General features: G+C 63.8%; 26 protein-coding genes and 1 tRNA gene. 8 read left to right on the forward strand and 19 right to left on the reverse strand.

Translation table 11 applies throughout. The annotated features are described in order from the left end of the window. Positions 1 to 439: 439 nt before the first annotated feature. Both CG471_RS21735 and CG471_RS21740 read left to right on the forward strand, forming a co-directional pair. On the forward strand, positions 440 to 889 hold the full coding sequence (locus CG471_RS21735; RefSeq protein ID WP_099233718.1) for a DUF1003 domain-containing protein: 450 nt from the start codon (positions 440 to 442) through the stop codon (positions 887 to 889). A 94-nt stretch (positions 890 to 983) separates the two neighbouring features. Further along, on the forward strand, positions 984 to 2,006 hold the full coding sequence (locus tag CG471_RS21740; RefSeq protein ID WP_099233737.1) for a nucleoside hydrolase: 1,023 nt from the start codon (positions 984 to 986) through the stop codon (positions 2,004 to 2,006). A 67-nt stretch (positions 2,007 to 2,073) separates the two neighbouring features. Here CG471_RS21740 and CG471_RS21745 read toward each other — a convergent pair. Continuing rightward, positions 2,074 to 2,150, reverse strand: a tRNA-Pro gene (locus CG471_RS21745). A gap of 244 nt (positions 2,151 to 2,394) precedes the next feature. Here CG471_RS21745 and yajC point away from each other — a divergent pair. From yajC to CG471_RS21765, 4 genes are all read left to right on the forward strand, one after another. Continuing rightward, positions 2,395 to 2,730 (forward strand): preprotein translocase subunit YajC, encoded by a 336-nt coding sequence (yajC, locus tag CG471_RS21750; protein ID WP_004208743.1) that lies wholly within the window; start codon positions 2,395 to 2,397, stop codon positions 2,728 to 2,730. Between the two features lie 7 nt (positions 2,731 to 2,737). Beyond that, positions 2,738 to 4,339 carry a protein translocase subunit SecD gene (gene secD, locus CG471_RS21755; RefSeq protein WP_099233719.1) on the forward strand — a complete coding sequence of 534 codons (1,602 nt, stop codon included), beginning with the start codon at positions 2,738 to 2,740 and terminating at the stop codon, positions 4,337 to 4,339. A 21-nt stretch (positions 4,340 to 4,360) separates the two neighbouring features. After that, complete coding sequence (gene secF, locus CG471_RS21760) at positions 4,361 to 5,344, forward strand: protein translocase subunit SecF (RefSeq protein ID WP_004208741.1); 984 nt, start codon at positions 4,361 to 4,363, stop codon at positions 5,342 to 5,344. Positions 5,345 to 5,430: 86 nt separating this feature from the next. Next, positions 5,431 to 5,742, forward strand: coding sequence for an MTH938/NDUFAF3 family protein (locus CG471_RS21765; protein ID WP_373562064.1), 312 nt, complete (start codon positions 5,431 to 5,433; stop codon positions 5,740 to 5,742). Here CG471_RS21765 and CG471_RS21770 read toward each other — a convergent pair whose 3' ends face one another. The 4 genes from CG471_RS21770 to CG471_RS21785 all read right to left on the reverse strand — a co-directional run bounded on the left by CG471_RS21770 (position 5,743) and on the right by CG471_RS21785 (position 12,536). Beyond that, entirely contained in the window at positions 5,743 to 6,288 is a 546-nt protein-coding gene (locus CG471_RS21770; protein ID WP_099233720.1) for a nucleotidyltransferase family protein, read from the reverse strand. Positions 6,289 to 6,293: 5 nt separating this feature from the next. Then, positions 6,294 to 7,877: a Na+/H+ antiporter gene (locus tag CG471_RS21775; RefSeq protein WP_099233721.1), complete on the reverse strand. Its 1,584-nt coding sequence runs from the start codon at positions 7,875 to 7,877 to the stop codon at positions 6,294 to 6,296. Positions 7,878 to 7,947: 70 nt separating this feature from the next. Further along, positions 7,948 to 9,081, reverse strand: coding sequence for an endo-1,4-beta-xylanase (locus tag CG471_RS21780; protein WP_099233722.1), 1,134 nt, complete (start codon positions 9,079 to 9,081; stop codon positions 7,948 to 7,950). Between the two features lie 122 nt (positions 9,082 to 9,203). Then, positions 9,204 to 12,536: an autotransporter domain-containing protein gene (locus CG471_RS21785; RefSeq protein ID WP_099233723.1), complete on the reverse strand. Its 3,333-nt coding sequence runs from the start codon at positions 12,534 to 12,536 to the stop codon at positions 9,204 to 9,206. 336 nt (positions 12,537 to 12,872) lie between these two features. Between CG471_RS21785 and CG471_RS21790 the strand changes: the two genes are divergently transcribed. Further along, positions 12,873 to 13,991, forward strand: coding sequence for a Ppx/GppA phosphatase family protein (locus CG471_RS21790; RefSeq protein WP_037490575.1), 1,119 nt, complete (start codon positions 12,873 to 12,875; stop codon positions 13,989 to 13,991). After that, on the forward strand, positions 13,988 to 14,662 hold the full coding sequence (locus CG471_RS21795; protein ID WP_004208734.1) for an RlmE family RNA methyltransferase: 675 nt from the start codon (positions 13,988 to 13,990) through the stop codon (positions 14,660 to 14,662). The genes CG471_RS21790 and CG471_RS21795 overlap by 4 nt, the downstream gene beginning before the upstream one ends. A gap of 240 nt (positions 14,663 to 14,902) precedes the next feature. Here the strand turns inward: CG471_RS21795 and CG471_RS21800 are convergent, their stop codons facing one another. The 14 genes from CG471_RS21800 to CG471_RS21860 all read right to left on the reverse strand — a co-directional run. Continuing rightward, complete coding sequence (locus CG471_RS21800; protein ID WP_099233724.1) at positions 14,903 to 15,256, reverse strand: hypothetical protein; 354 nt, start codon at positions 15,254 to 15,256, stop codon at positions 14,903 to 14,905. Beyond that, complete coding sequence (locus tag CG471_RS21805) at positions 15,253 to 15,516, reverse strand: hypothetical protein (RefSeq protein WP_099233725.1); 264 nt, start codon at positions 15,514 to 15,516, stop codon at positions 15,253 to 15,255. The genes CG471_RS21800 and CG471_RS21805 overlap by 4 nt, the downstream gene beginning before the upstream one ends. Before the next feature lie 23 nt (positions 15,517 to 15,539). Beyond that, positions 15,540 to 16,040, reverse strand: a complete 501-nt coding sequence (locus tag CG471_RS21810) for a hypothetical protein (RefSeq protein WP_099233726.1) — start codon at positions 16,038 to 16,040, stop codon at positions 15,540 to 15,542. Beyond that, complete coding sequence (locus tag CG471_RS21815) at positions 16,037 to 16,477, reverse strand: hypothetical protein (protein WP_099233727.1); 441 nt, start codon at positions 16,475 to 16,477, stop codon at positions 16,037 to 16,039. Before CG471_RS21815 ends, CG471_RS21810 begins: the two co-directional genes overlap by 4 nt. Continuing rightward, positions 16,477 to 19,308: a hypothetical protein gene (locus CG471_RS21820; protein WP_099233728.1), complete on the reverse strand. Its 2,832-nt coding sequence runs from the start codon at positions 19,306 to 19,308 to the stop codon at positions 16,477 to 16,479. Before CG471_RS21820 ends, CG471_RS21815 begins: the two co-directional genes overlap by 1 nt. A gap of 7 nt (positions 19,309 to 19,315) precedes the next feature. Beyond that, positions 19,316 to 19,600 (reverse strand): DUF1799 domain-containing protein, encoded by a 285-nt coding sequence (locus CG471_RS21825; RefSeq protein ID WP_099233729.1) that lies wholly within the window; start codon positions 19,598 to 19,600, stop codon positions 19,316 to 19,318. A gap of 68 nt (positions 19,601 to 19,668) precedes the next feature. Further along, positions 19,669 to 19,998: a hypothetical protein gene (locus CG471_RS21830; RefSeq protein WP_099233730.1), complete on the reverse strand. Its 330-nt coding sequence runs from the start codon at positions 19,996 to 19,998 to the stop codon at positions 19,669 to 19,671. Between the two features lie 37 nt (positions 19,999 to 20,035). Further along, positions 20,036 to 20,725 carry a phage protease gene (locus CG471_RS21835; RefSeq protein ID WP_099233731.1) on the reverse strand — a complete coding sequence of 230 codons (690 nt, stop codon included), beginning with the start codon at positions 20,723 to 20,725 and terminating at the stop codon, positions 20,036 to 20,038. Further along, positions 20,725 to 21,321 (reverse strand): hypothetical protein, encoded by a 597-nt coding sequence (locus tag CG471_RS21840; protein WP_099233732.1) that lies wholly within the window; start codon positions 21,319 to 21,321, stop codon positions 20,725 to 20,727. Before CG471_RS21840 ends, CG471_RS21835 begins: the two co-directional genes overlap by 1 nt. Positions 21,322 to 21,522: 201 nt before the next feature. Continuing rightward, entirely contained in the window at positions 21,523 to 21,861 is a 339-nt protein-coding gene (locus tag CG471_RS21845) for a hypothetical protein (protein WP_099233733.1), read from the reverse strand. Positions 21,862 to 21,956: 95 nt separating this feature from the next. Beyond that, positions 21,957 to 22,262: a hypothetical protein gene (locus CG471_RS21850; protein ID WP_099233734.1), complete on the reverse strand. Its 306-nt coding sequence runs from the start codon at positions 22,260 to 22,262 to the stop codon at positions 21,957 to 21,959. An 80-nt stretch (positions 22,263 to 22,342) separates the two neighbouring features. Then, complete coding sequence (locus CG471_RS21855) at positions 22,343 to 23,011, reverse strand: regulatory protein GemA (RefSeq protein ID WP_099233735.1); 669 nt, start codon at positions 23,009 to 23,011, stop codon at positions 22,343 to 22,345. Between the two features lie 151 nt (positions 23,012 to 23,162). Next, positions 23,163 to 23,312: a hypothetical protein gene (locus CG471_RS30755; protein ID WP_180275766.1), complete on the reverse strand. Its 150-nt coding sequence runs from the start codon at positions 23,310 to 23,312 to the stop codon at positions 23,163 to 23,165. Then, positions 23,312 to 23,999, reverse strand: a 688-nt coding sequence (locus CG471_RS21860) for an AAA family ATPase (protein ID WP_180275767.1), incomplete at its 5' end; no start/stop codon positions are given. The genes CG471_RS30755 and CG471_RS21860, both read right to left, overlap by 1 nt.

A 23,999-nucleotide genomic window follows, 5' to 3' on the forward strand; every position in this document is an offset into this window, starting at 1 on the left:
GGTCCGCTTCCGGGCGGAAAGCTGCCTGGCGCGAAGCGAGCAGGAGCGCTTATTCCTTCTCCCGTTGGCGGGAGAAGGATACGAAGCCTTGCCGGCAAAGCCGGTTAGGCGAAGTTGGATGAGTGCGGCTTGTTTCAGAACGCCCTCACCCTCCCACGCCTTTGGCGCGGGCCCCTCCCTCTCCCGTGAACGGGAGAGGGTAGGCCCACGGTCCGCAAGCCACTCCAACATGACCAAGATTTCATGATCGCGCGGATTGATCCGGCGCGGCGCGGGGGCTAGCGGCGACCCTGTTCCAGCCGGAATATTCCGCCCATCCTTTCGAGGAAATCATGTCCGACAACGACCATAGTCGAAAGACCGCGCGTTCGGGCATGGGGGCGAACTGACAGGTTCGGATCACCCGCCCGCCCGAAGGCGCGGTCGCACGAGGTGATCCATGAATGCAGCCATCCGTTTTCTCGTCGGCTCCCTGCGCCGCGGGCCCCAAGCCCCTGATCTCAACCGCCTGTTCGATGACGGCCAGACCTATGGCGAGCGGCTGGCCGATCGCGTCGCGGCGATCGGCGGTTCCTGGCGCTTCATCATCGGTTTCAGCCTGTTCCTGCTCCTCTGGGCGCTGCTGAACACGCTGGTGCTGGCGCGCCACGCTTTCGATCCCTTTCCCTTCATCTTTTTGAACCTGATGCTGTCGATGCTGGCCGCGTTGCAGGCGCCGATCATCATGATGAGCCAGAACCGCCAGGCGGCGAAGGACCGGCTGGAGGCTCGGCTCGACTATGAAACCAATTTGCGATCGGAAGCGCAGATCGCCAGCCTGCACGAGAAGATCGACCTGCTGCTGGCGATGGCGGGGGAGAGGGAGGATGCGGCAGGAGCGGCCGACTGATCTTCCGGCATTTCCGGGTCTTGTTTGACATTGTGGGTCATGGTCCCGCAATGTGGCCACATGTCCAATGGGGCGGCATGGGGAGGGTCAGGTCGTGCAGAACAGGCTTATCATCGATCGGCGAACATGGCTGGCGGGGCTTGTGGGGCTGGCCGGACAGGCATCACTGGCCGGGCCGGCTCACGCCCTGAGCGCGCGGGTCCGCAGCCGGGTGATCATCGACAATGATTTTTCCGGCGATCCCGATGGCCTTTTCCAACTGGCGCATCATCTGTTGTCGCCTTCGGTTCAGATCCCGCTGATCATCGGATCGCATATCCATCCCAGGGATTTCCTCGACGGGTCGGACCGACAGGCCGACAATGCCGTGCAATGCGTCAGGGACATGATGGATTGCATGCGGCTGCCGCATCGACCGCTGGTGCTGGCGGGACGCAATGCTGCGCCGGCACCCGGCACGCCGCCATCGGCCACCCCGGCGGTGACCGCGATCATCGCCGAAGCGCAACGGACTGATAGCAAATTGCCCCTCTTCTATGTCGCGGGGGCTGGCCTGACCGACCTGGCCGAGGCGGTGCGCCTGCGGCCGGAGATCGCACGGCGGATCATCCTGGTCTGGATTGGCGGGCCGGAACATGGCGATGTCGATCCCACCGTCCATGTTCGGGCAAGCAAGGAATATAATCTGACCATCGATCTGGCCGCCGCGCAGACATTGTTCAACGATTCGGCGGTCGAGATCTGGCAGGTGCCGCGCAACGTCTATCGCACGCTGATGATCGGTCATGCCGAACTCGACCGGGAACTGGCAGGGGCGGGGCGGCTCGGCCGTTATCTGCTGGATCAGCTGGAGCGGGCAATCAGGCGGATCGATGCGCCGCTCGGCGAAACCTATATATTGGGGGACAGTCCGCTGGTCACGCTGACCGCGCTGCAATCCTCCTTCGATCCCGATGCAGCGTCGAGCGATTATCTGATCCGGCCGACGCCGCGGATCAACGATCAGTCAGGCTATGTCGCACATCCGGCCGGCCGGCCGATGCGCGTCTTCACCCGGATCGATAGCCGGCTGACCTTTGCGGACATGTTCGCAAAGATCCGGGCCGGCAGCGTCTGACGCGCAGGGGCAGGCCCTCCGCCGAAGCGGCGAAAATCTTGGATTATGGTGATGTTCGGAGAATTTTTGGTCGGGACGAGAGGATTCGAACCTCCGACCCCCACACCCCCAGTGTGATGCGCTACCAGGCTGCGCTACGTCCCGACCGGAGGGCGCCCAATAGAGGGATGAATTGGAAGTTGCAAGGGATTCGATGCAGGCTTTTTGCGGGGCGTGCGAATGACCGGCTTTTCCGTCCGTTGGCCGATGCTTTCAAAGCCCGCCATTCCGGGCGCAGAAAGCCAAGCATGTTGCCTTGCCCCGGGCATCTGTGTTAGCCGCCCGCGCTTGATCCCATGCCCGCGCCCTGCGGGTTGGGGAGACCGAAAAACAAGGCGAAAGTCCCACCATGTTCATTACTCCAGCCTTTGCCCAGACCGCGGGCGGGCAAGCCTCCGGCGCCGGTATCCTGGTGCAGATGGCACCGCTGGTCCTCATCTTCGTCGTCTTCTACTTCCTGCTGATCCGTCCGCAGCAGAAGAAGATGAAGGAACATAAGGGCAAGATCGACGCCGTGAAGAAGGGCGATCAGGTCGTGACCGGCGGTGGCCTGGTCGGCAAGGTCGCGCGCGTCGACGACATCTATGTCGATATCGAGCTGGCGCCGAACATGAAGGTCAAGGCGGTCAAGTCGACCCTGGCCGACGTGATCGACCCGACCACCGCCAAGCCCGCGAACGACTGATCCAACCATGCTGAACTTCTCGCGCTGGGCCATCGCCGGCATCCTGTTGCCGCTGATCATCGGCATCTTCTGCGCCGTCCCGAGCTTCCTGCCCGATTCGACGGTGGCGAAGCTGCCCCCCTTCATGCAGACGCGGGTCAATCTGGGCCTCGACCTTGCCGGCGGAAGCCATTTGCTGCTGGAAGCGTCGACCCAGGATGTGGCCAAGCAGCGGCTCGCCAATATGGAGGAGCAGGTCCGCACGGAACTGCGCCGGGGCGAGACGAAGATCGCGATCGGCGATATCTCCAGCCGTGACGGGAAGCTCAGCTTCATGGTCCGCAACCCCAGCGAAGTGGATGCCGCCGTCGAGCGCATCCGCCCGCTGACCCAGGGTGCGGGCCTGACCGGCCAGCGCGATTTCAATGTCGAGGTGGTCAACAGCTCCACCATCGTCATCACGCCGACCCAGGCGGGAATCGACAATGCGGTGAAGAGCGCGATGCAGGTCGCGACCGAAGTCATCCGCAAGCGCATCGACGAAATGGGCACGCGCGAGCCGACCATCCAGCAGCAGGGCGCCAACCGCATCGTCGTGCAGGTGCCGGGCCTGCAGGATCCCAAGGGGCTGAAGGCGCTGCTGGGCCAGACCGCGAAGCTGGAATTCAAGCTGGTCGACATGAGCGCCAATCCGAGCGAGGTGGCCCAGGGCCGCGCGCCGGTGGGCAGCGAAGTCCTGCCCTATCCGACCAATCCGGCCGGGCCGCCGATGATCGCGGTCCACCGCCAGGTGATGGTGTCGGGCGAAGAGCTGACCGACGCCCAGCAGACCTATGACCAGCAGACCAACGAACCCAATGTCACCATCCGCTTCAACGGATCGGGCGGCAACAAGTTCGCCAAGGTGACGTCGCAGAATGTCAACCGCCCCTTCGCCATCATCCTGGATGGCAAGGTGCTGTCGGCGCCGAACATCAATGAGCCGATCCTGGGCGGGTCGGCGACGATTTCGGGCAGCTTCACCGTCGAGGGCGCCAACCAGCTGGCGATCGCGCTGCGGTCGGGCAAGCTGCCGGTCAACTTCGTCGTGGTCGAGGAACGCACCGTCGGTCCGGGCCTGGGCGCCGATTCGATCCGCGCCGGCCTGGTCGCGTCGATCGTCGCGGTCGTCGCCGTCGCTGTCTTCATGTTCGTGAGCTATGGCCGGTTCGGCATGTATGCGAACCTGGCCGTGGCCATCAACGTGCTGGTGATCCTGGGCGTGATGGGCATATTGGGCGCGACGCTGACCCTGCCGGGCATTGCCGGCTTCGTGCTGACGATCGGCACCGCGGTCGACGCCAACGTGCTGATCTATGAGCGTATCCGCGAAGAGCGGCGACGCGGGCGCGGGGTCGTGCAGGCGATCGAGTTCGGCTACAAGGAAGCCAGCCGCACCATCTTCGAAGCGAACGTGACCCATGCGATCGCCGGTGGCATCATGCTCGCGCTGGGCTCCGGCCCGGTCAAGGGCTTCGCCATCGTGCTGCTGATCGGTATCGCGACCAGCGTGTTCACCGCCGTGACCTTCACGCGCGTTCTCGTCTCGGGCTGGGTGCGTCGCACTCGTCCCACGGACATCCACATTTAAGAGGGGCGGGAGGAACAACCCATGAAACTTCTCAAGCTCGTCCCCGACAACACCAATATCGGCTTCGTCAAGCTGCGCCACTGGGCCTTTGGCCTGACGCTGCTGCTGACCGTGCTGGCGGTCGGCGCGACCTTCTACAAGGGCCTGAACCTGGGCGTCGACTTTGTCGGCGGCCTGATGATCGAGGCGAAGTTCCCGCAGGCGGTCGAGACCGACAAGGTCCGCGACACGATCGCGGGGCTGCGCGTGGGCGAAAGCTCGCTGCAGCAGTTCGGCGATCCCAAGACGGTGCAGATCCGCCTGCCGCTGCCCGAACAGGGCGGCGCCGGCGCCGCCAACGCCGTGGTCGAAAAGACCCGCAAGGCGATGGAGGCGCAGTTCCCCGGCGTCACCTTCTCGCGCTATGACACGGTGTCGGGCAAGGTGTCGGGCGAACTGATCCAGAATGGCGTGCTGGCGGTCGTGCTGGCGATCATCGGCATCGCGATCTTCTCCTGGTTCCGCTACGAATGGCAGTTCGGCGTGTCGACCTTCGTCGCGATCGTCCACGACGTGCTGATGACGCTGGGCTTCTTCGCGGTCACGCAGCTGGAGTTCGACCTCAACATCATCGCCGCCGTGCTGACCATCGTGGGCTATTCGATCAACGACAAGATGGTGATCGACGACCGTATCCGCGAGAATATGCGCAAATATCGCAAGATGGACATGAAGTCGCTGATCGACCTGTCGGTCAACGAGACGCTGCCGCGCACGGTCATGACCTCGGTCACCATCCTGCTGGCGCTGGGCGCGCTGCTGCTGCTGGGCGGCCATGTGCTGCGCGGCTTCACCGCGGCCATGATGCTGGGCATCATCGTCGGCACCTATTCGTCGGTCTATGTCTCCTCCTCGCTGCTGATCACGCTGGGCCTGAGCCCGCAGACGTCCGAGAAGAAGGCGAAGAAGGGCGGCATCGCCGCCCAGGCCGAGCGCATGGGTCCGCGCGACGGAGCCCAGCCCTGAGCGACCGTCAAACCGGAATCGAACTGCGCCGCGACGATAGCGGTCAGGGTCCGATCGTCACCGGCTTCCAGGGCCGGGGCTTCCGGGTGAAGGACGATGTCTTCCCGGACGGGCTGTTGCTCAGCCCCGTCCGGGCACTGGCCTGGATGCAGGCGCCGGCGGTGTCGGCGATGAGCGTCGCGGCGCTGGGCGATTTGTTCGACCATCTGGAGCTGAAGCCCGAATTCCTGCTGCTGGGCACCGGCAGCGGGCTGCAACAGCCGCCCCGCCCCTTCGTGCGGGAACTGGAAGCGCGCGGCATCGGCGTCGAAGCGATGGACAGCCGCGCCGCCGCCCGTGCCTGGGGCGTGCTGCGCGCCGAGGAACGCTGGATCGTGGGCGCGCTGCTGCCGCTCTGATCAGCCCAGCTGTAGTAGGGGATAGCGCGCCGGCCACCGCTTGGCGCGCACCCGCCCATCGAAGATCGCCCGCCTGGCGCCGAGAAAGGCCGGGCCGGGCACCAGCCGCAAGCCGAACAGATCATCAAGGCCGAAGGGGGCGTTGACCTCCAGCTGGTCGTCGGGCGTCAGACGGACGCCGATGGCGGTCGCCGTCTCGGTCCAGTGGCGCATCGCGTCGGCAGCATCGGCATAGGGTGCGTCCCGATTGCGCAGGTGCATCCGTGCCTGATTCTTGACCGACCAGTCGATGTCCGGGCGCAGCGTGGCCAGTTGCCGCTCGATCTGCCGGTCGAGCGCGGGGGCGGTCCGGATGGGATCGAACCAGATGATGTCGATATCGCCGACGGGGATCGACGGGGCGTGGCCGTGGAGATGGTCCCAGACCGCATCGCGCACGAAGCCGGCGGCGACCCAGCCATCGGGCAGGTCGAGCGCGCGGAGCAGATGCAGGATCGCCATGCGCCAGGGATCGGCGTTCAGCAGGTCGCGCAACCGGGCTTCCATCGCGGTCACGACTTCATCGACCAGGCGGTCAGTTCCTCCAGGTCGAGATCGCGTTCCAGTTCCTGCAGCACATGTTCGTCAATGTCGCCGGCGCGGTGCAGGCGCAGCAGTTCGGCGCGGCCGGCGGCGATCGCCTCCAGCACCAGGTCGAAATGGGCATGGAGCCGGTCGGCGAACTGGTCTTCCTGCCCGGCATAGTTTTTCGAGATGACGGCGCGGCGCTGATAGCGTTCGAGCAGTTGCGGGTGGATGAGTTCGCCGGCTGCATCATAGGCAAGCTGTTCGACACGCACGGCCTGGACCTTGGCGATGGCGGCTTCGGCATCGCTCATGCTGAGGCGGGGACGATCATGAATCGGGTCGGAAAGGCCCGCCCAGCGGATCAGCAGCCCGAGCGTGGTGCCCTGGATCAGGACGGTGCCCAGGATCACGCCAAAGGCCGCGACCAGCAGGAAGTCGCGCCCCGGAAAGCCCTCCGGCACGGAGAGCGCAACCGCCAGCGTCACCACACCGCGCATCCCGGCCCAGCCGAGCACGGTAGCGCCGCGCGGGCCGACCGGGCTGTAGCGACGCAGGCCCATCGCGCGCAGCAACATGATGATGGCGTCCGAGCCGAACACCCAGACGAAGCGGGCGGCGGTGAGGGCGAGCAGGATGAGCAGCACTGGCACCGCCATATTGTCGAGCACGACGGCAAAGCCGCCGACCCGGTCGACCACCCCGCGCAGCGAGGAGCCGATCAGCATGAACACGGTCGCTTCCATGAGGAAGATCATCACTGCCCAGAAGGCGGTGCCGCGCATCCGCACCGAGGCGGACCAGACGATATGCTGATACCAGCCGCAGATGAGGCCGGCTGCGACGGTGGCGATGACGCCGGAGACATGGAAGGCTTCACCCAGCAGATAGGCCGACCAGGGCACCAGCATGGAGGAGGCGATCATCAGATAATCGTCACCCAGCCGCCGGACCAGTAGCACCCAGATGGCGCCGATGGCGCCGCCGATCACCAGCCCGCCGACGGCGAGCAGGATGAAGCTTTCGAGGCCGGCGACCGCGCTGAAGCTGCCGGTGGCGACGGCGGCGATGGCGAAGCGGAAGAGGACCAGGCCGCTGGCGTCGTTGAACAGGCTTTCGCCCTCCAGCAGGACCGACAGGCGACGCGGGAGATGCACGCGTTGCAGCACGGCGCGGGCGGCAATGGCGTCGGGCGGCGAGACGATCGCGCCGAGCGCGGCGCAGGCGGCCCAGGGCAGGGACGGCATCAAGGCATGGGCGACCGCCGCCACGACGAGCGTGGTGAAGATCACCGCGCCGATCGCCAGCGACATGATGCCGATCAGGTGGCGGCGCAGATGACCCAGTGCAATGAACCAGGCGCCGTCCATCAGCAGCGGCGGCAGGAAGATGACCAGCACCAGTTCGGGGTCGAGCGAGATGACCGGCAGGCCGGGCACGAAGGCGAGCAAGGTACCGCCGGTCAGCAAGGCGACTGCCGGCGGCAGGCCCAGCCGATGCGCGGCATAATGAAGCGCGATGATCGCCAGCAGCATGGCCACCAGCAGTTCGAACAATTCCACCGGATGCATCGGCCTGGCCCCTGTCTGTCGATCGCCCTACCCTAATAGGGTGGCCGATCCTGTCCAGCGGTCCGCCCGATCATCGCACCGGACAGGCGGCGATGGCGGCGGCGATCGCATCATAAAGGGGTTTGGGCCGCAGCGCATCGTCAAAGGGGTTGCCGCGCATGGGCAGGCCATCCGGGCGGCGGCTCTTGGTCGGATAGCTGTCGCGATTGAGATTGGAATAGCGATCGCTGAGGCCCCAGCAGATGATCTGGGAGACATTGCGATGGCTGAGCGTGATGTCGAGATAGCCCTTCACGAAGGCGGCGATCTCGGCATCGCGCCTGGCCGGTTCCCGATCGCTCAGATGGCGGTCGGCGCAATCCAGTTCGGTGATAAGCACCGTCATGCCCATGGCGTCCAGTTCGGCGAGGAAGCGATTCCAGGCCCGTTCGTCGCGGCCACGGCCCAGCGTATTGCCCAGATGGCTCTGAATGCCGATGGCGTTGACCGGCACGCCGCGCTTGAGCGCCTGTTCCAGCACGCGCAGCACGGCGTTGCGATGATCGGGATTCTGCTCCCAGCTCATATTGCCATTATAGACGCGCTGCGCATGGGGGGCATATTGCGCCATCAGCTGAAAGGCGAGGTCGAAGAAGCCCATGCCGAGGATGCGGGTGTAGATCGAGTTCTTCAATTGTCCGCTCTGGACGACGAACGCCTCGTTCACGCAGTCCCATGATTCGATCTGGGGGAAGGTGGTCGCAAGATAGCGGGCATGATCGTTCATCTGGGCGATGAGCGGCGCGCCTCCCTTCTGCGCCAGCGCCGCCTCATTGGTGATCAGCCAGCCGGGCACCCGATCATCCTGATTCCAGACGAATGTATGGCCCCGCGGCGACATGCGATGGCGGCTGGCGAAGCGCAGGACGCGCAGCGCCTTTGCCGGGTTGCGCTGACCCTCCTTGGCTTCGAGATATTTCCATTTGAAATTATTCTCGGCTGTCAGCACCGAACATTCCCGGACGATCAACTGGGCAAAGGCCGGATCGTCCAGATGGGTGGGCGATACGGCGGTGCCAAAGCGCAGGCCCCGGCTGCGGGCGATGGCGTCGAGTCCGGAAGGCGGCGCGACGGCCAGGCCGGGCGCGCAGGACAGGGCCGGAATGGCGCCCGCCGTCAGCGACAGCATGTGTCGGCGGGACAGGGGCGGGCCATGGTCTTTCATGCTGCATTTGTCCGAGCGGAGAGGCGCAGAGGCAATCGGTAATTGGCCGGAGGGGGCTGCCCGCAAAAAAAGGGCCGCCCCATGCGGGACGGCCCAATGCTTCTGTTGCCGGGGAGCTGCTGTCAGAAGCGGAATTTGAGTGCGGCGCGATAGCTCTGATAGCTGAGGTTGCCGCGCCAGGCGGTGGTGTCGGCCGACAGGCTGATGTCGACATTGCCGGTGCTGAGGGTCAGGCCGCCGCCCACTTCGCCCCAATTCTTGTCCGAGCCGCCCAGCGCGAAGGGCGCGAGCGATCCGGTGCCGCCGACGAAATTGGCCAGGAAATAGGCCGGCTGGTCGCGGAATTCATGGACATAATTGGCGGTCAGATAAGGCTTGAACCCGCCGACATCGATCTTCGCCGTGGCCCCCAGTCGGCCCTGCGCGCTCTGGATCGCATGGCGATGGATCACCAGCGCGGTGTCGCCGCCATATTCAGCGAGGTTGCCGCCGCTGATATAGGCGCCACGCAGCGAGGCGCGCGGCGTGATGGTGAAGGCGTCGCCACCCAGCGGCGCGCCGATGCCGATCTCGCCCGACAGGGCCAGTTGCTGGTCGCTGCCGCGCAGCGTGTAGGGGGTGGTGCCCACCGCGAAGGCGCGCTTGGTCTTGCTGGTGAGGGTGCCGGCGCTGCCGACGCCATCCAGAACCACGCCGCCCAGATCCCAATTGCCATAGACGGTGGCCTGGTAGAGGCGGGCGCGGGCGGTGTCGCCGATGCCGGTATTGCCCTTGAGCTCGCTATAGGATGCGGCCAGGCCGATCACGGCATCGTCGCCGATCATCTTTTCGATGCCGGCCGCACCATACCAGCCGTCGAACTTGTCGCGGCCGGTGGTGATGGCGCCCCGCATCGGATCGCTCTTGCCGTCGATATAGCCGCCGGCGATGAAGGCGCTGACGTCATCGGGCAGGGCATTTTCCTGGGTGACGGTTTCGTTGCCGCCGCCCTGATCCATGCCCAGGTTTAGATTGTTCATGCTGAGCGCGGCGAGCTGGAGCGGCTGACCGGTCATGGTCAGCGTGCCGCCCATGCTGCCGCCGCTGACGCGTGCTAGGCGATCGCGATAGAAGCGGGCCATATTGTCGTTCAGCACTTCGGACATGGAGGTACGGAGCGCTTCGGTACGCGGCGCCATGGTTTCGAGCGACGCCTGGATCGCGGCGACGCTCAGCAGGTCGGCCTCACCATAGAGGGTGGCATAATTGCCGTAGAGGGCGCGGTTCTGATCGAGCAGGCGGGCGAAGCTGGTCTGCACCTGCGAGCCGCCATTGACGACGCCGGCATAGGTGCCGGCATCGATCGTGACGCTGACACTGTTGGCGCCATAGGTCAGCACGGGCTTCAGGATGGCGCTGATGTTGGTCGGCGTGTCGAACGTGCCTTCGACGCCGCCTTCCGCGGTCAGGAAAGTGTAGCGGCTGCCATAGCGCAGCTTGGCACCGGTCGCCGCGCCGAAGACGACCTTGCCATCGACCGCCGCGATGCCTTCGACATCATCGGTGGCCTTGACCGCGAGCAGATCGGAACCGCTGCTGCCAAGGTCGACATGCAGCGTGCTGCCCGAGGAGAGGATAGCATTACCCTCGACCGTGAGCGTGCCAACCGTGCCGATGCCGCCAGGCGCGACCACGCCCATGATGTTGGTGAAATAGCCGGCGCGCAGCGTGCCCTTGCCCGAGAGCAGGCCCGAGAGCAGCAGATAGTCGCCCGGCGTTTCGACCGTGCCGTCGATATTCACCACGCCGGCCAGATGGGAAATGTCCATGAGGCTGGTCAGCGACCCGGCGCTGGTGACGTCGAGCGTCGAGCCGCTGCCCGAGATGGTGAAGCGATCGACGGTGGCGTCGATGTCGAGCGTGGTCTTGCCGGCGGCGCTCAGCGTGACGTCATAATAGCGGCCGACGACGCCCTGCGCGGCGACCGGGTCGATATTGTTCGGCACGAAATTGGTGGCGCCGGGCAGGCCGTTGGCCAGGGTTGCGGCGGGCAGGACGGCATCGCCCTCCGCCTGGGCCTCGACGATGGCCTCGTCCGCCAGGCTGGCGGCGCCATCGGACGGGCTGCGTTCGGCAATCTCGACCTTGCCCTTGTTGTTGGCGACGGTCTTGCTGCCGCTGGTGGTGGTCGCGTCGGTCGCCTCGACCGGCTCGCCATTGATCAGCAGCGTATCGGTGCCGACATCGTAACAGGCGTCGTCCGAGCCATCATTGGGCTGGTAGCAGACCTGGCCGAATTTCTGCGCATCATCCTCGCCAAAGGCGCCGGCGCCGGGCGTGGTCGGCACGCCGTTCACCAGCGATCCGTTACTGTCGATGATCATGTAATTGGGGTCGAGCGCCGTCACCCAGTGGCTGGGGTCGCTCCACTTGCCGTCGCCGGCCTTGGCCGTGGCATAGCGATAGGGATTATTCTGCGCGATCCAGTCCCAGAAGAGATAGAGCGGCTGATAGAAGGCGGAGCCGCCATAGGAGCTTTGCGGCTGTTCCAGGAAGTAGCGGCTACCCCCCGACAGGACGCCCAGCACCACCTTCTGGTCAAAGGTCTGGTCGAGGATCAGCGGGCCGCCGGAATCGCCGCCGGCGGTATTGCCTTCATTGGGAAGCGCATCGTCCTTGAAGACGTTGAAGTCGAATTCGTTGGTCCGGGTCGGATCGTCGAAGTCGGTCTGGTAGAGATTCTGGGTATAGCCACCGCCTTCGCCGAACAGGAAGATGTCGATATCGTCGAGCGAGCCGAGCATGCCGAGGAAATTCTCGGCCACCTTGCGGCGATAATCGATGCCATAGCTGTTGCCGGTGGTGCCGCTGCCGCTGCGGCCATAGCCGGTGATCGTCACATGATAGCCGGTGCCGGTCGTGTCGCTGATGCTTTCCGGCGCGGGCAGGGCGGAAAAGAGCATCGCCCAGGTCGGCACGTCGCTGGCCGGCGTGTCGAGCGTGGCCATCGCCGTGTCGCCATAGAGGAAGCTGAGCGCCGGCGGATCGAGCGAGTCCGGATTATAGGCGATATTGTTGACGTTGTAGACGCTGAGCGCGGTGTTGGTGCGATAGCCGTTGCTGATCCAGTTGACGAGGCCGGGGCGGGCGTTGCTCTGGAAGGCGAAGGCGACCGGAATGCCGTCATTCACCGTGCTGTAGGTGCTGGGATCATAGTCATTGACGCAGTGGGCGGCGAAAATGACGGTACGCGGATTGATCAGCGTGCCGGTGCAGACATAGCCGTCGGCGCGATACATGATGCCGACGCCGTTCACATCGGTGCCATCGACGATGTCGGCCGGCGTATTATTGTCGTTCGGCACGACGGCATGAGCCGCCGGTGCGATGCTCAGAGCGGACAGAGCGGCCGATGCCAAAAGGGCAGAACGACCGGCGCGCGCCAACAGGCCCGCGCCATTCTTACGAATGCGCATGATGTTAACTCCCCAAAGACCGTTGCGGAGGCTATGCAGCTATTGGACGCAAGACAATTGCCCAAAAATGAAAGTTTCTGTCATGTATCCAAAAAGACACAATGTTCTCTTAGCGTTATGAAATTCTCATCTTGATTGTTTTGACCCGTGATTATGGCGATCGGGATGTTGGTGATGTTAAGTATGTAATTTATGCAAATGCTGGAGCCTGACGAAATTCGGGGGATTTTCGGGCGATTTTCCGCCCACTTGCGGAAGCGTGCGGTTCCGCTTAAGCATGAAGGCAAGTTCCGATCGGATTTGCGCGATCGGCGATTGATGAAGTGAGATACGGCCTTGGTGCAGCATAGCCGCCCATCGCCGCAGAGTTCCGGCCCGGTTGGCCGCGTTTCGGGCAAGTCCGCCCGTTCCGGTTCGGGTAATGGGAGCAAGGCTGCGGCCATTACGCCCCCGTCGAAGCAACGGGGCCTTTATCCCTACACGGCGCGTGACCGCCGATCCTATGCGGCAATCGATCTGGGTACCAATAATTGCCGTCTACTGATCGCCAAGCCGTCAGCGGACGGGTTCATCGTGGTCGATGCCTTTTCCCGGATCGTGCGTCTGGGCGAGGGGCTGGCGGCCACCGGGCGGATCAGCGATGCGGCGATCGACCGGGCCATCGCTGCGCTGTCGGTCTGTGCCGACAAGCTGCGGCGGCGCCATGTGACGCTGGCGCGATCGGTGGCGACCGAGGCCTGTCGGCGGGCGAGCAACGGCGCCGAATTCATCCAGCGCGTCTATCGCGAAACCGGGATCGCGCTCGACATCATCAGCGCGCAGGAAGAGGCGCGGCTGGCGGTGCTGGGGTGCCATGCGCTGCTGGAAGAGGGCAATGGCCCGGCGCTGATCTTCGATATTGGCGGTGGATCGACCGAACTGGTGCTGGTCGATTCCCATTGCGACGGTGCGCCGCGCATCGTCGATTGGGTCAGTGCGCCCTGGGGCGTGGTGTCGCTGACCGAGAGCGAATTGTTCGACCATGCCAATCCGACCGAGCGGCTGGCCGCCTATGGCCGGATGCGCGCGCGCGTGGCCGAGGCATTTGCGCCACTCGCCCGTCGCTTGCCGCAGGGCGAAGCGGGTATCAGGCTGCTGGGCACGTCGGGCACGGTAACGACTTTGGCCAGCCTGCACCTTGACCTGCCGCGCTATGACAGGCAGGCGATCGATGGGCTGATCGTGCCGAGCAGTTCGATGCGCGCGATTTCCGAACGGCTGTCGACCATGGCGCTGGCGGATCGGCAGCGATTGCCCTGCATCGGCACGGAGCGCGCCGACCTGGTGGTCGCGGGCTGTGCCATTTTGGAATCGATCCTCGACATCTGGCCGGCCGAGCGACTGGGCGTCGCCGACCGCGGCATTCGCGAGGGCATATTGCGCGGCCTGATGGACCGCCATGGAGCAACGACGTGAGGGGTTCTGGCGCAGGCAAGGTGCGGGTGAAATCCGCCAAGGGGCGCACCGCGCAGTCGGTGCGCTGGCTGGAGCGGCACCTGAACGACCCCTATGTCCACAAGGCCAAGCAGGAAGGCTGGCGCAGCCGTGCCGCCTTCAAGCTGATCGAGCTGGACGAGAAATTCCATTTCGTGAAGGGATCGCGCGCGGTCGTCGACCTGGGCGTGGCACCGGGCGGCTGGGCACAGGTGATCCGCAAGATGGCGCCCAAGGCGGCGGTGGTCGGCATCGACCTGCTGCCGGTCGATCCGATTCCGGGTGTCACCCTGTTTGAAATGGACTTCATGGACGACAAGGCGCCGGACCTGCTGCGCGAAGCGCTGGGGCAGGAGCCGGACCTGGTGATTTCCGACATGGCGGCCAATACGGTGGGCCATGCCCAGACCGACCATCTGCGCACCATGGGGCTGGTCGAGGCGGCGGCGGATTTCGCCGTGCAGAATCTGCGCAAGGGCGGCACCTTCGTCGCCAAGGTCTTTGCCGGTGGCACCGATGCGGAGCTGCTGGCGGTGCTCAAGAAGCATTTCACCACGATCAAGCATGCCAAGCCGCCGGCGAGCCGCAAGGGCAGCGTCGAATGGTATGTCGTGGCGCAGGGATTCAAGGGACGGCCGGACGCGCAGGAATAACAGGGACAAGCGATCGGCCGCCTTCACGGGGGAAGAAGGGGGGCGGGGCCTTTGGTAGCGACGGTTTCGATGTAGCGGGACAAAACCTTTTTCCTAAATGGGACAAAATAAACTTCCTAACTCGCGGCCCCATTCAACGGCCTTTTATCGAGTTCTGAAAGCCCCCTGAAATCTTCCCATCTACCGGCTGCTCATTAACCATAAGCAGCCCCCGACCGTCCAGAACGTATTGCGGGTAGTTCAGTCGCCACGTTTCCGATGGGCCACGCCCAATTCGCTCCGCAGTTTGGTTACGTGGCGGCAACTGAGGCCCAGTGCCTTCGCTATGTCCGCCACCCTATGACCGGCGAGGCTCATTTTCTCGACTTCGATCTTGTTCCGCAGCGCATTGAGATACAGCGGCGTGGGATCATCTGACGCAAGTGTAGCGGTCGCGGCGATCTCGCAGGCCTCGCGGACTTCCAGCATGCTTGGCGCGTCGGGCAGCGACGATCGGTTCTGCGCGGTCCCCGCTTCGCCCCTGACGCGCGATATCCTCTCTGCCAAAGCGGCCAGCGGACTGCGGCCCTTCAAGTCCAGGCGCTTCTTGATCACAGGCCCATCCAGTGCTTGGGCGTTTCGAGATGCAGCCGCGCCAGTTCGCAGGCGGCATCATGATCCAAATCGAGATTTGCCGCGCGAAGTTGCATGGCGCTCAGATGAAGTTGAGCCGCCTCCTGTCCAGCTTCATCCGCGACCTTCAAGGCGTGGATCGCGGCGATCTCCTCCCGTGCGGCCTGCAATGCAGCGCTAGCCGGATGTCCAGGGTTGCGCGCCGCGATCTGCTTGGCGCGCCGGTCGATGTCGCCGACCATGCTGCCGTGTGGACTATAACGGGTCACTCGATTTGCCCCACCAAATCCCCGTCTTGGGCGGCGATGTGCTGGACCTCTGGCAGTGTCTCGCGCTCGGGATTATAGTGACCGCAGCAAAAGCATCTGGCTCCACTGTTAATGCTTTGGACGTCCTGGACGTTAGCCAGGGGCTTGCTTCCTTTCGGCAAAAGTTCGCCCTTCGCGGCAAGATTGCTAAAAATCTTGTTGACGCCAGTCTCGGTCATCCCGAGACGCCTGCCGATTACTGCGTTGCTCAGTCCCGCTCCCCTATAGCGGTTCGCTCTCAATATGATGAGCAGAGGCACCCTGATATAATCTTGCCCGAAAAACGTGGAAAGTTGGGTAAATCCTTCCTCTCCAATTGCCGCAATAATGGCTTTTCCCATTTGCGTGGAAGGTTTGCACGGCACATAAAGACGCGTTCCGCCGAACTCCTCCGCGAATGCGATCAACTGATCTTCGGACAGGATGTCTGAAAGCAGGCTCTTAAATTCACTTTTCATGCGCTGACAACCGGCGTTTCGGCAATCGCGTCAGCCATGCGGTCAGCGCCGTAATGGCGACAACAGCGACAATGCACATCGAGATTTTCGACGCCCTCTATTGACCCGATTGGTAGCAGTTCCCCCTGCTCGCGCAGTCTCTTAACAATCCTGTCGACCGCTTGCTCTGTGAGCCCGAGACGCAAAGCAATTTTCGCGTGGGACATGCCGCTTGCGCGATAATGATTGACGCGCAGTTCGCGAAACAGCGGCACCTTTATAGTGTCCGTTCCAAACCGCTGCGCTATTTTCAGGAAGCCGTCCCGGCCGATAGCTTGCACCAGCGCATGACTGTCCGTCGCCTTTTGAGGTATGTGGAGGCGTGTGCCGGCATAGATTTCAGCCAGACGGACCATTTGTCCAGCGGACAGAAGTTCCGACAGTTCTTCGAGTAGCATCAGCTGTTCCACATCAATTTCTGAAATCTCTGCTGTTTCAAATAGTCGCCAACCGGATCGCCGGATTTGCTCGCTATGACCGCCAGCTTGGTATTCATCTCTTCCATCTGGACGATCATCCGCGCGTTCTGATCATTGTTTTCATTGAGCACGTTGTTGGTGGTGGCGAGCGCCGGATCACTGCCGCTCGATCCACTTGAGGTTGATGAAGATGCCTTGACGATCTCGGCATTGGCTTTCGCGATCTCGTTTCGAGCCAGGTCAAGGATCATGGATCGATCGGCGGCATATTGACCGGTCGATCCATAGGCCTCCTGCGAGACGGAGTTTAGCTGCTGCAAAAGCTCGGCGAGCGCGTCGGCCGCGCCATCCTTGCCGGACGCGACATCGCTTTTTGCCTGCTCGATTTCCTTCAGGATCGCGTCGCGCTGCTCGATGGCGGACCCTTCGAACATCGACCCATAGGTCATTTCCTTGACCAGGCGCTGGAGACTGCCGACTTGGGCATCCAGCATGTCTTCCATCAGCGCCGCGCGATCCTCGGCATTCTTCTTCTCGATCGCGACAACATCGAAACCATATTGCGTCGCGATCCGCACGCGCTCTTTGGCTTGCGTTTCAAGGCTTTTGAACTGCGCGGCCAGTTCTGCACCGATGCCGCCTAGCAGTTGCTCGACTTCCTGCACCTTGAGCGCTTCAGCAAGCGCGTCGTTGATGTCCGTTGAGGACTTGATAGCTTTCTCAACGGCCGCTGAGAGGCCGGTAACAGCCCCCTGAGACACCGCTAGTTGGATCGCATAGGCAATCGCCCCGGCCTGATCGTCGTCGAACTCGGTAGCGCCCTTGGCGACCTTGAGCGAGCCGGTGCCGGATCGCACGCGCCAATCGCCATGACGCTGGCCGATCGTGACGTTGAAAGCACCTATCGCGCCTCCGAGCATTTCGGCGATGTCCGCCAGTCCGTCCTGGACCGACCCGGCCGCGCCCGACGCGGCAGCTTTGAACGAGGAGCTATTGCCGCTCAGCGTGGCGTCTTGCGTCACGCTGGTGATGTTGGCCGCGCCTGTCTTGGTTTTCTTCAGCAGCCCGCCGATCGCGCCGCCCAACAGGCCACCGGCTATCGCCCCGATCGGCCCCGCGAACTGGCCAAGCGACCCGAGCGCCGATCCCAGCAGTTCCTTGCCCACCGCGCCGCCGATCGCACCGCCCAATGCGCCGCCCGTCTTGCTACCGGTCAGGCCGCCCGCAGCATAACCAAGGCCCGCATTCTGAAGCGTCTTCCCGAACGAACCCTTCGATCCGAAGACTTTGTCCATCGCGCCTTCGACAGACTTTCCTACCGACTTGCCGACCAGATCAGCACTGACGGACTGCGCGCCCGCCGCACTCCCCCCGCTGGCGGGCGCGACCGCGCCGCCAAGCATGGCGGCCAGCGGTCCGGTGCCGAACAAGGTCGCCTGGACCGCCGCAGCGGCGATCGTCTCGCCCAGATGGTCGATTACGTCGCTTGCCTTCTGGCCGCCCACCGCAATCGCTGTGAAGGCATCTACAGCCATATTGCCCAATTGTTCTTGGGCGCGACGGGCCTCGCCAGTCGCTTTGGCGATCTCTTCTATGCTCGCCTTTTCCTGAAGCGCCGCAGTGATACGGCCTTCGGCCTCCGCGCGTTGCTCGGGCGAGAGCGCCAGCAGTTGACTGCGATACTCCAACAGTTCGCGCTCGATCGGGTTGAGCGTCGAGAGAGCGGCGATCTCGTCGTTGATCGATTGAACGACTTTATCGATCGCGCCCGACGCGTCGATCGCAGCCTGCTCACCGGTCGCAGCGCTCCTGATATCCCCCCAATCCAGAGATTGGCCAAGATGCGCCGCGCTAGCCTGAGCACGATAGACGACGGCATCTTGCGGTGAAATCTTGCCTTTGCCCGCAAGGGTGGCGATCCGTTGCAGTTCGTCGGCATAGTCCGATGCGGCCTTGCGCGCTGGATCGTAACGGTCGATCAGTCCCTTGAGGTCTGCCTCAAGTTCCTTTTGGGCCGCCGCAGCGGCGCGCGCTGCCTCTGAGGATTCGCGATGCGCCGCGCTGCTTGCCCGCGTGGATGCGGTGCTTTTGGTGGTCGCCTCTTCCGCCTTTTCATGGCTTTTGGCCACCGCCTCGTTCATCGCAACGGAGCGTTCCAGCCCGCCGATCTCGGCGTCCAGTTCCGCGATGCGTCGCGACGCCGCCGCGCGGTCCTGTGCCCCGGCTCGGGTATTGGCGGCGCGATCTATGGCGATCGACGCTTTCAAGCGTTCGTCGCGAAGGCCGTTGAGCTTCTGCTCAATCTCAGCGATGTCGGCCGTATTGGCCTGCTCTTTGCGGAGGCGGCGAAGCGCTTCCGTCAGCTTGTCCACCTTCGGGGCGGCGTCTTCGGCCTCCGACCCGGCTGAGAATAGTTCGGCCGCAAAACCTGTCAGAAAGCCGATGCCAGCCGTCAGGGCGAGGGAAAGGCCGCCGGTTAGAATGGCTTCGACGGTCATGGCCGATATGCCGAAGGAAGCCATTGCGCCGGTCGCGACTTCCGTCGCCACCGCAACAGCCCCCTGCGCCACCGCTGCGGCGCGGCCGGTCGCGGCGACGGTGGTATTGGCCGTTGCAACAGCGCCCTGCGCAACGGCGGCGGCCCGCGCGCTGGACGCCGTGACGTTCGTTGAGGCCGCAAGCGTGCCCTGCGTATTGGCGGCAACGCGGGTGCCGCGCTCCAGATTATCGACGCTCTTTTTCAGATCATCGACAGCCGCCTGCGCTGCATTACTGTCGCCGGTGATGATCAGGGAGGTTTTGAGCGTCATGCCGATTTCATCCGCGATAACCGTTCAGGACAGCCCGCGCGGTGTCCTCCATCAATTGAACCCCCGCCCATTGGGCGGGAGTGAGGGATATTTGGGCGAGGTCGAGGCCTGCCTTGGCAGCGGTGTAATCCAGCCCCTGCCAATAGACTTTGCCCAGGGCGAGAGGCGTCATCCGCCACTGGGAGGCGACCGTCAGAAACGCATTTACGGTCGCCATATTCTCAGGAAATACGCCGAACTTCGGCCGTTCCTCCCGGAGGTCCTGGATCAGCTCCTCCGGGATTCCCCACAATTCCGCGTCCGAGATCGCCTCGCTAAGATCGGGACTGCCGCCGCCCGCCCATTGGCGAGCGGCGTCTATCAGTTTCCCGCGAAAGCGCCCGACACGCTCGCGAAATAGGACCGCGCGAGAGCCGAACGAACATAGGGCAAGGCAATCAACTGGTCGCGAAGATCGTCATTGTAAGGCAGAGGGTTCTTCTCGACATCCACGAGGTCATCCATGTGGGCCACTGCGCGTTTCAGGAAGGCGGTGGTATCCTGACCCTCGGTCAGATCGAACTTTACCGCTTCTTCAACCGGAATGACGTTGAACGTCGTTTTGATGGTCTGATCTTCATAACCGCCATTGACGGGCACCTTGACCTTAACAACGTGCGTGAAAGTAGGGTTCTTATCGACAGCGAACATGATCGTTCCTCTTGAAAAATATGGTGGAAGTTGTGCGTCACAGGCTGCTGATCAGGTCTGCGGCACGGGTTTTCAGGAAATGGTCGGGATCAAGGCCCATCAGCGCGATGACGCCGCGATCGGCCGTGTTGAGCGCAGCGAGGCTGCCAACTGACACGGCTGTCCCCGCGCTCGCCGACTGTTTGCGATAAGCATCCTCATCGATACCCATCAACGCGATCACCGCATGATCAGCAGCATTCAGCGGGGCTTGCACGGCCGCAGGGCGTGAGGCCATGTGCAGCGAAGTCAGCCCGACAAAATTAGGCTGGTTGACCAGGCTGGCGCGCAATACCGCGTCTATCGTGCCGTTCTTCTGGTGAAGGATCACGGGCGATACGCCGCGATATTCTGTCCAGATGCCACGGCTGATCGCGGCATCCGTCCATTCGACGCGCCCCCATATGCCATCGGCGCGCGCCTGTAGATCGACGATCCAGCCCCGTGCAGGGGCCTCGCCGCCCTTGGGCGCGCTAAGATCGGTGGCATGGTTTTCGTCCAGGACCAGCTTGCCTTTCGCTTGCGCCAAAGACGCTGCAATGACCTTGGCCGCGTCCCGCAAATGATAGGGGCCGCGCCCGTCGCGAGACTTGATTTCACCAATGGGGAGGAGGTGAAGCCAGTCCGGCGCGACGGCGCCCTTGGAGACGACCGGCTGCGCCGCACACAGGGCGATCGCTTTCGACATCAGTGCGGCCTCACGGCTTTGCGCGCGGCTTCCAGATGGCTTTGCAGTTCGGCCTGCTCCTGTTTCAGGGCGGCAAGGCGGCTATCGACCTCTGCCAACATGCGGTCGCGATCTTCCTGCCGCATGCCGTTCTTCGCGGACGGACAGAGCTTCGCCACCAGCTTGGGTATTTCCGCCGCGATGTGATCACTGAGGAAATAGACCAGCGCCGCCGCATCAACGGTTGCTTGGCGCTCGCCCAACCCGGCATTCGTCAGCAAGGATTTGGAAGGGCTTGAATGCAGCCCCCCTGTCATCGGCGGCGTTTGATAGATGGTGACAAGCTGCCCGGTGCCGCGCTCGACCTGCGCAGCCGCTTCGGGTTCGCGCGCGTTCCTGTCGTTGAGGTTCCAGGCGAGGCGGCTTTCAAAGCTACTCTTGGCGGCGTCCAGCCCACGCATGTAAGCGGCTACGATATCATCGGTGTGGGGCGGTGCCTGGACGATCCGCAGTCGCTCCGCATTGAGCTTGCTGATCTCGGTATCGATTTCGGTCAGCTTCTCGCGCGTTTCGTTGATCGCTGCGCCGATACCGCTGATAAGGTCTGTGATGGCCATTGATGCTCTTCCTGCTGGTGAAGGGCGCTGGCTTGTCCATGCGCGCCGACCACAGGGCAGCAGCCGACGCGCACGGACTTCACCAGCACGCGAGGCATTCAATCAGGCTCAGGAGAGAGGGCCGGACATCAGCGTTGCGCTAGACCGGTATGGAAGACAGGGTTCAGTCTGCCGAGATGACGGGCGTCATCGTCCGTAATTTCAGTCGAAAAGTCCCGGCTGGCGATCGTCTGTCTCTTCGCTCAACAGGCGGTGGACATGACGCTCTGAGTAGCCCGTTTCCAACGCAATCTGTGCGATTGTCAATGACCGCCGCGAGTGCAGTTCGCGCACGCGCTCGCGGCGCGCGGCCTGCTTGGGAATGACCAGAGGGCCGCCGCCGCAATAGGCAGCGAGGCTATCGGCGATCTCGCGGCCCAAGGCAACGCAAAGCGGATGATGATCGCCGATGGCAAGCGGGACATAGATGCGCGTGCCGCCGAATTTGTCGGCCAGCTTCAAGGCGGCGTCGCGGCCGATCGCGCTGGCAATGGCCGCCATCGTCTCTTCGCCCGGTAGGACGCGAGGGGCTGCGACGGCAGGCTTGCCCTCGCGACGTGCGTGGTCACGTCCCGCCTTCGTGACCGGCGCGCGCATCAGGCGGCCCTCGCTGCCACGGTCAGACGGTTGGCGCTGTCGCAGGCCTGCAACTGGTCAACCATCGCGCCAAGCTGCCCGAGATAGGCGAGCAGTGCCTCAAGGCCAGCCCCGACTTCTTCGGTGTCACAAGCCGACCGTCCCGTCCCCGGAGAACCATGGATGACCTGATCGCGCAGGCACGCCACCATCTTGCCAACCGAATAGATGCCGGTGTCGAGATTGACGATGATGAGGCTGGGATCAGCGAGCGCGGATTCCCCGGCATGGAAATGGCGGTCAACAACTTGGTCGATCATGGCCATGAAACGGTTCCTTTAACGAACGTGGTAAAGAGAAAATTGCAAAAGACACCCGCCGACGCCGATGCGCAGGCGGGCCGAAATCAGGTGTCTTTGGGTAGCTCGCGGATGCGGGCGGCCAGTTCGTCGGCGGCGCTTTCCAGGCGCTTGTTCGACCAGCCTTCCCGATCGTCGGCCAGCGGGCCGGTCACTGCGATTCCCGCCTCGGCAAGCCGCGCAAGCTGCGCGCCGACCAGCCGGTCTTTCAGCAGCCGCACGCGCTCATCCGTTTCCATGCGCGAGGGCACGCGCTGATCCCAGCCGTAGCGTGTGGCGATCGCCTTCAAGGCTTCGATCAGGCGGAAGCCCTGCCGCTCATCGGCCCATACCAGCCGATCGACGCGCAACTGGCGACGGCCGAAGGCGTCAAGCGCCGCGTCCGATCCGTCCGCGATCGCGCCAAGCTGGTAGAGGGATATCCACATGGCCCGCGCCTTGCGCACCGTCTGGCTTCCACCGACGCTGCGGCGCTTGCCCGATCCGGTAGGACGCCATCCCATGCGCTCGAATTCGGCGATCAGGGCGACAAGCTGGCGATCGTCGCAGGCCTTGGCGCTGCGATGGCCGGTCAGTCGCTCCAGGAGCGCGCGATAGTCTTCCTCTTCCATGCCCAGCTTCTTGCGGGCGATGTGGATTTGCGCGAGGCGGGCGCGGCGCTGATCGTCCAGCGGGCGAGCCGGTGCCGCCCCGTTATCGACGACAAGTTTGATCATGAGGGCTGTCCTTCCCCAAAGGGCACGGCCACCCACCGGGCGGACGGGCCGATAAGAGGCCGTAAAAGGGGGTAAGAGGCGGCATGGGCACCGTTCAGGCACATCACCGCCGCAACGGCTCCTGTGAGGCTCCTGGGCCGCGTGGCGCGGATCACGCCAACGGCCCCATCGCCATGAACATGCAGGCCACGAGCCACAGCATGCAGGCGATCGCCAGCGCCGCTGCGATCTCCGCGACGACGACACGGGCACGGCGCCCCATGCACAGCGCTTTTACCGCCTGTTGAAGCTGCGCGCGCATCACAGGATGCCGACCTTGACGTTGCGCTGGCGCGCCGCGTCTTTCAGGTGGACCAGCGAAAGCGGCTGACCCGTGCCGAATGCGGCCATCATGGCGATCTTGATGGTGTGCGTGACTTCGCGAAGGGCACCGGGCGTCGCGCCGATCTTGGTCAGATAGGCGCGCTGATCGGCGGCGGCGATTCCCCACGCGTCCAGCAACGCATCCATGTCACCGGGCATCGGTGCGACCTGGACATGACGGATCGAGAAGCGGGACGATATCTGCGCCAGCGCGCTTTTGCGGCCGCTGAACTGGCCTACCACCGTGTCATTGCCCATGAGGACCAGGCCAAGCCCCTCACGATCATTGAGGCTGCGCAGTTCGTTCAGGGCCTTGTCGTTAAGCTCTTGCGCCTCATCGACGATCAGCAGGCCCTTCTTGCCACGCACGCGCGTCTTGATCTGGCGGGCAAGCTGCTGGGGCGTGCCCTTGACCTCGCCCAGTCCGATCGCGGCGGCGACCTCGATCAGCATCGTGGAGACGCCAGCGGTGGACGGCGACATGGTGGCCAGCCAGACGTTCGGGTCATTGGCCTCGAAATGCTCGGCGACCCGCGTCTTGCCGATCCCCGGCGTCGTGACGATCAACACGATCTCGCCCGACTGTGCCCAGCGCATCAGCGACGTGAGGCGCGCGGACGTGGGC

This window comes from Sphingobium sp. IP1 (assembly GCF_002708645.1).
In the GTDB taxonomy this organism is placed as follows: Bacteria; Pseudomonadota; Alphaproteobacteria; order Sphingomonadales; family Sphingomonadaceae; genus Sphingobium; species Sphingobium yanoikuyae.

What these genes read in the sequence shown, in the direction of transcription:
- CG471_RS21850 (WP_099233734.1), bottom strand. Translation starts at nt 22,262, where the DNA reads ATGGCCATGATCGACCAAGTTGTTGACCGCCATTTCCATGCCGGGGAA.
- yajC (WP_004208743.1), top strand. Translation starts at nt 2,395, where the DNA reads ATGTTCATTACTCCAGCCTTTGCCCAGACCGCGGGCGGGCAAGCCTCC.
- CG471_RS21775 (WP_099233721.1), bottom strand. Translation starts at nt 7,877, where the DNA reads ATGCATCCGGTGGAATTGTTCGAACTGCTGGTGGCCATGCTGCTGGCG.
- CG471_RS21770 (WP_099233720.1), bottom strand. Translation starts at nt 6,288, where the DNA reads ATGGAAGCCCGGTTGCGCGACCTGCTGAACGCCGATCCCTGGCGCATG.
- CG471_RS21780 (WP_099233722.1), bottom strand. Translation starts at nt 9,081, where the DNA reads ATGAAAGACCATGGCCCGCCCCTGTCCCGCCGACACATGCTGTCGCTG.
- CG471_RS21810 (WP_099233726.1), bottom strand. Translation starts at nt 16,040, where the DNA reads ATGAAAAGTGAATTTAAGAGCCTGCTTTCAGACATCCTGTCCGAAGAT.
- CG471_RS21845 (WP_099233733.1), bottom strand. Translation starts at nt 21,861, where the DNA reads ATGGCGGCCATTGCCAGCGCGATCGGCCGCGACGCCGCCTTGAAGCTG.
- secD (WP_099233719.1), top strand. Translation starts at nt 2,738, where the DNA reads ATGCTGAACTTCTCGCGCTGGGCCATCGCCGGCATCCTGTTGCCGCTG.
- CG471_RS21820 (WP_099233728.1), bottom strand. Translation starts at nt 19,308, where the DNA reads ATGACGCTCAAAACCTCCCTGATCATCACCGGCGACAGTAATGCAGCG.
- CG471_RS21830 (WP_099233730.1), bottom strand. Translation starts at nt 19,998, where the DNA reads ATGTTCGCTGTCGATAAGAACCCTACTTTCACGCACGTTGTTAAGGTC.
- CG471_RS21735 (WP_099233718.1), top strand. Translation starts at nt 440, where the DNA reads ATGAATGCAGCCATCCGTTTTCTCGTCGGCTCCCTGCGCCGCGGGCCC.
- CG471_RS21835 (WP_099233731.1), bottom strand. Translation starts at nt 20,725, where the DNA reads ATGTCGAAAGCGATCGCCCTGTGTGCGGCGCAGCCGGTCGTCTCCAAG.
- CG471_RS21840 (WP_099233732.1), bottom strand. Translation starts at nt 21,321, where the DNA reads ATGGCCATCACAGACCTTATCAGCGGTATCGGCGCAGCGATCAACGAA.
- CG471_RS21855 (WP_099233735.1), bottom strand. Translation starts at nt 23,011, where the DNA reads ATGATCAAACTTGTCGTCGATAACGGGGCGGCACCGGCTCGCCCGCTG.
- CG471_RS21815 (WP_099233727.1), bottom strand. Translation starts at nt 16,477, where the DNA reads ATGCTACTCGAAGAACTGTCGGAACTTCTGTCCGCTGGACAAATGGTC.
- CG471_RS30755 (WP_180275766.1), bottom strand. Translation starts at nt 23,312, where the DNA reads ATGCGCGCGCAGCTTCAACAGGCGGTAAAAGCGCTGTGCATGGGGCGC.
- secF (WP_004208741.1), top strand. Translation starts at nt 4,361, where the DNA reads ATGAAACTTCTCAAGCTCGTCCCCGACAACACCAATATCGGCTTCGTC.
- CG471_RS21785 (WP_099233723.1), bottom strand. Translation starts at nt 12,536, where the DNA reads ATGCGCATTCGTAAGAATGGCGCGGGCCTGTTGGCGCGCGCCGGTCGT.
- CG471_RS21805 (WP_099233725.1), bottom strand. Translation starts at nt 15,516, where the DNA reads ATGGTCGGCGACATCGACCGGCGCGCCAAGCAGATCGCGGCGCGCAAC.